The sequence below is a fragment of the Desulfonatronospira sp. genome, from assembly GCA_003563255.1.
In the GTDB taxonomy this organism is placed as follows: Bacteria; Desulfobacterota; Desulfovibrionia; order Desulfovibrionales; family Desulfonatronovibrionaceae; genus Desulfonatronospira.
Map to the genome: position 1 here is coordinate 1 of PWSL01000304.1, position 3,019 is coordinate 3,019.

General features: G+C 44.4%; 3 protein-coding genes and 2 pseudogenes. 4 read left to right on the top strand and 1 reads right to left on the bottom strand.

The genetic code is table 11. The features are described from left to right. Positions 1-235: pseudogene (locus QZP87_RS09000) on the bottom strand (transposase); the annotation flags it as partial. Positions 236-399: 164 nt separating this feature from the next. Here QZP87_RS09000 and QZP87_RS09005 point away from each other — a divergent pair. The 4 genes and pseudogenes from QZP87_RS09005 to QZP87_RS09020 all read left to right on the top strand — a co-directional run. Further along, positions 400-603: a hypothetical protein gene (locus tag QZP87_RS09005; protein WP_291322587.1), complete on the top strand. Its 204-nt coding sequence runs from the start codon at positions 400-402 to the stop codon at positions 601-603. 204 nt (positions 604-807) lie between these two features. Further along, positions 808-1,698, top strand: a complete 891-nt coding sequence (locus QZP87_RS09010) for an ImmA/IrrE family metallo-endopeptidase (RefSeq protein WP_291322588.1) — start codon at positions 808-810, stop codon at positions 1,696-1,698. Beyond that, positions 1,691-2,278: a hypothetical protein gene (locus QZP87_RS09015; RefSeq protein WP_291322589.1), complete on the top strand. Its 588-nt coding sequence runs from the start codon at positions 1,691-1,693 to the stop codon at positions 2,276-2,278. The genes QZP87_RS09010 and QZP87_RS09015 overlap by 8 nt, the downstream gene beginning before the upstream one ends. 567 nt (positions 2,279-2,845) lie before the next feature. Further along, positions 2,846-3,019, top strand: a pseudogene (locus QZP87_RS09020) (ISKra4 family transposase); the annotation flags it as partial.

The following is a 3,019-nucleotide window of genomic DNA, read 5'->3' on the forward strand; positions in this document are numbered from 1 at the left end:
ACTGCCTAAGATCAATTCGTCGCTGCTTGTTTTTTCCTCGCTTAGCCAGTGTGCACCGTTCATTGGTCGAAGCGATGTAAGTGAAGAAATTACTTGTATCATAGAGCAGGGTATCCATGGAGAGCAGGCCATGTTCATAGAGGGTGTCAACGATCTCTTCTTCAATTGCAGGAATGGATTCTGCCGGAAGGGCATCCATCTGATCCCAGAAGTGCTGGCTATCGATCTTGGCCAAGGACATTCGTAAAAGATACGAGAGGCTGGTATGCTTGGCCCATCCCTCATACCAGTTTCTTTTAATGTTGGCTGACAGATTCTGCCCATGGACGCAAGGACAAGAGAACCTCCAACAGTAAATCCATCTCTGACCTGTTTATTTGGCACATGGCGGTTGATAATTTGAACCAGGCCAAGAGATTCTATCAAATAGAGGAGATAGGCTACCAGTCCATGCGAGTAACTTTTGACTTTGTGCGGCCCTGCTCCTTCTTGAAGCCGCTTCAGGAGGTTTTCAGCAGTGCCGAGATGCTCCAGGACAACAGGGCGAGGTTTTCCGTTAATCCGTCTGGATTCGACTATGGCCCAGTAGTCCCTGCCTCTTGAAGGTTTCTTTTGAATGGTTGCCATTTCAGTGTATACATACACATTAAAAGGCCCATATGTCAACCCCAAATTAGCCATAATTTACTGGAAATTAATAATTTATTGTCTGATAGATAGCAGTATACTCAATTTATATTTCAGTGTATACATTTTTAGTTAAATCAAAGCATTGAAAATATTGAAGATTTACTCGAAATTTGCGCTATGCGTAATAAACTCACGCTAGGTATAAATCCCTTTTGGGTGCTTTCAAAAGAATATTCTCCATCCAAAGTCCATTTCAGAAATCTCACTTCCGCAGGTCGGACCTCAGCCAGAAAGGTCGAACAGGCGTTTTATCTAATCGCAGAATATCTACCTGTACCTAGAAAGATTGATATAGATCCACCTGATCGGTCTTTCACTGAACAAAACATAATGTCTGCCCAGATCAGCAAAATTTCAGAGAGCATTCGGGAAATTGGGAACACTCCGGAAGAAATTTTTCGCAGGATCAGCCTTCCTGTGATCTCACTCAAGGTTGATGATTTTGATGCCTTCTTGCTCCGCACTGGGAACAAGTATGCTGTCTGTGTTAACAGTAAAAGACCGCCTGTCAGAATAATATTTTCACTGCTGCACGAACTAGCCCACTATCTTTTTCACAGGGATGTTGAGGTTTCTCCCTATGATTACAAAGGCTTCAGACGATTCAGCAAGCATCTGAAAGAAGATGAAAGGGTCGAATTTGAGTCTGACAAATTTGCCCAGCATTTCCTTGTTCCATATTGGCAGGCTGACAAATGGGCTGTCAAGTATCCGAATGTAAGTCCGGAGGATCTTCAGACTGTTATGGATAAGAGCCGGACCAGCCGGGATGTCCTGGCTTTTGCCATTCATGATCAGCTCATGTTTAGAAACATGGACGTCAAGCCAACAGAGGTGAAAGCCCACATTGAACAGCTTGGCATTAATCAAGGTCCAGCAGGTAATGTTCATGAGTTTTTGGATGAACAAAAAGTGTTGATTCGGAATGTTATTCACAGCCATCGTGATGATTTTTCCGATAGTGTTTACGAAAATATCATACATTCACTAGGCCTGGAAAATGGATGATAGGATAATAATACTCGATGTGAACGTCATGTCTCCCATTAGACGTGTATCCTTCGGCAAGGGTTGCGGCCTTCTGAGCTGGATCGCAGAATATTACAATATGTGCATGATCAGCCAGGAGCAGTATCAAAAAAGTCCATGCAAACATTACGAATGCTTCTGCAGGCCGATTGAAGATGGGTGTGATTTTTCAAGTGAAGATGTGTTCGCTTTTTTTTATGATAATGCCGGCAGTATGATGAAGATTCTTAGCGACTTTACAGACGGTAAAATTGTTTATTTCGCTTCTTTGGAAAGTGCCCTGGTTGTGTCGAGCGACAGAGGCGTGCTTCAGGCATGCCGAATATGCAACATTGACCGCCTGTGCTTCAAGGCTTTTATGGTCAATTTCCATGATAAATGTTCGATACTTGAATTGCATGGAGGTGAATTTGATTTTGGGCTTCTTTTTGATCGAGATAGCGAGAACCCTTTTCATTCCTTTTTCAAAAACACTAGGTGCAAGCAGTGCTGTGATAGGGAGTGCGAAGCGATTTCGAAGGGTCAAAAATTGGAGACCGAGCTGATTATTCCTGATTAGTTTCCATCCGGAAACCCCGGTTACGCAACAGCTATGATCTGCTAAAAGTTTTATGCTGGAGGTAATTATCCCCTTAGTCCGGGCTTGATAACTGTGCTTTGAAAAAATATGCCTAAAAGCTGGTTTTTGGACGCACTAACCCCTGGGAGTCTGCTTTGTCGCCTTTGGCATCCCTAAGCAGTGGCCATTATCTGGACATTAGAAGGCAACCACACTGGACCAGACGTATTACTTGAAGCCCTCCCAGCCTCGCCAAGTGCAGCGGTCCAGTCCAACTGATGCGCCAATGGTATCTGTATTGGACAACTGATAATGTAATTGCGAAACAGATTGCTTCGCAAATCCCCTGGGCTCATAATCTGCTGATTGTCAGCAAGAGCAGGCATCACTGATTGTGATAATCGAAAATTGACCACCCCCAGCAAGATCTTCATCTTGAGCGAAAAATTAGCGCAAGATGGAGGAAGGAGGAATGCTGAAGGTGGAACAGTATGAATTTATCCGCACCGGTTACAGGGTTTATGGGCTGAGCATTTCGGAAAAGGCTTGCAGCCCGCAAGCCAGGAAGCCAAAGAACAGATCCGCAAGACCATCCAGTATCTGGAAAAGAACAAAAACGTATTCACTACCGTGGAGACCGGATAGGCGGCTATCCCATCGGGAGTGGGGGCATAGAATCGGCAAACAAGTTTATCTGCCATGTTCGTCTCAAAAGAAGCGGAGCCTGGTGGCTCAAGGAAA

What these genes read in the sequence shown, in the direction of transcription:
- QZP87_RS09015 (WP_291322589.1), top strand. Translation starts at nt 1,691, where the DNA reads ATGGATGATAGGATAATAATACTCGATGTGAACGTCATGTCTCCCATT.
- QZP87_RS09010 (WP_291322588.1), top strand. Translation starts at nt 808, where the DNA reads ATGCGTAATAAACTCACGCTAGGTATAAATCCCTTTTGGGTGCTTTCA.